The 1,677-nt window shown below is 64.9% G+C and carries 2 protein-coding genes; both read right to left on the bottom strand.

The annotated features are described in order from the left end of the window. Positions 1–776: bestrophin family protein (locus A2I95_RS35940; RefSeq protein ID WP_291737310.1), on the bottom strand; the 776-nt coding region annotated here is incomplete at its 3' end. After that, the coding region (gene zapE, locus A2I95_RS35945) for a cell division protein ZapE (RefSeq protein ID WP_291737311.1) at positions 773–1,677 on the bottom strand (905 nt) is incomplete at its 5' end. The genes A2I95_RS35940 and zapE, both read right to left, overlap by 4 nt.

Raw genomic sequence — 1,677 nt, forward strand, 5'->3', positions numbered from 1 at the left:
TGCTCCAGCTCATGCGTGACTTCGGCCAGGCCGAAGAACACATAGGCCACTACCGCGGCCACCAGCGGCTCGAACCAGCCGGCGCTGTCCAAGAGGGCAAAGGGCAGAAGCAGGCAGTAAAGATAGGTGGTGCGCCAGACCAGCAGCGAATAGACAAAGGGCAAGGGCGTGCTGAGAAGCCGTTCGTTGCCGGCCTGGGCGCTCGGGAAAGCAGCCAGCCGTTCGGCCAGCGTGCGCTGGCCGAAACCGTCGATGCGGCCATCCTCGGCCATCTGGCGCAGGCGGGTGGCGATGTCGCGCAGGGCGGCGTTGGGGCTGTTTTCCGTCTTCATCAGCTGATCTGCGTCTTCGGGTCCAATCCAGTGCCGGACCGTGTCCGCCACCTCATCCCCGCGCAGCTGGGCGCGGTGCAGGTGGTGAAAGGCGAGGATGCGGGTCAGAATAAACTCCTCGTCCTGGCCTTTACCGGCAAAGATCCGCAGCTCCTGCGCCAGGCTGCGCACGTCGGAGACCATCCGACCCCAGATCCGCCGCGCCTCCCACCATCGGTCATAGGCGGCGTTGTTGCGGAAGCTGAGAAACAGCGACAATGACAGGCCGAAGACTCCCATGGCCGCGATGGAAATCTGCGGCATCGCAACCACATAACGGTCGAGCACCAGCACCAGCAGCGCCCAGAGCGCGGCGCCGATGATGTTGGGCAGGATGCGCGGCACTACCGACCCGTTCAGGATCAGGAAGATCTCCCGCCGCCGGGGCGTTCCGCGGACGATCATGGTGCCGCGGCGCCCCAGTTCTTGCCCTGCATTTCCCGCAGGCGCGAGGCGGTGCGTTCAAATTCAAACGTGCCTTCGCCCTCGACATAGAGCATTTCCGGCTGCGCCGCCGCCGAGCAGATCAGCCGCACCCTGGCCTCGTACAAAGCGTCGATCAGGGTCACGAACCGTCTGGCCTCGTTGAAGTTGTTGCGCGAAAGCCGCGGGATGTCTTCCAGCACCAGCACCTTGACCTCCTCCGCGATGGCCAGGTAATCCCCTGGCCCCAGCATCTTGCCGCACAAATCATAAAAACTGGCCCGCGCCACGCCGTTGCGGAAGGCGGGCAGGGTCACTTCGCGCCCCTTCACCTCCAGCCTCAGCGGCTGCGCCGGGCCGCCGGAGAGATCCGTCCAGATCGCCCGGATCTGGGCCCGGGCCGCGCCGTCCACCGGCGCAAAATAGACCTGCGCGCCGGTCAGCCGGTGCTGGCGGTAGTCGATGGGGCTCACCATTTCATGCACATCCATCTGCGCCTTGATCAGGGCGATGAAGGGCAGGAACAGCTGCCGGTTCAGCCCGTTTTTATAGAGGTCGTCCGGCACCCGGTTGGAGGTGGTGATCACGGTGACCCCGGCTGCAAACAGCGCCTCGAACAGCCGCCCGACGATCATCGCGTCGGTGATGTCGGTGATCTGCATTTCGTCAAAGGCCAGGAGCCGTACGGAATCGGCAACCGCCTTGGCCGCCGGGGCCAGCGCATCCTCGACCCCGTTCTGGCGCGCCTCGTGCATATGCGCATGGATTTCCTGCATGAAGGCGTGGAAATGCACCCGGCGCGAAGGGATGTCTTCGAGGCTGTCGACAAACAGGTCCATCAGCATCGACTTGCCGCGCCCGACCCCGCCCCAGAGGTAGAGCC

The organism is Leisingera sp. F5 (assembly GCF_001593695.1).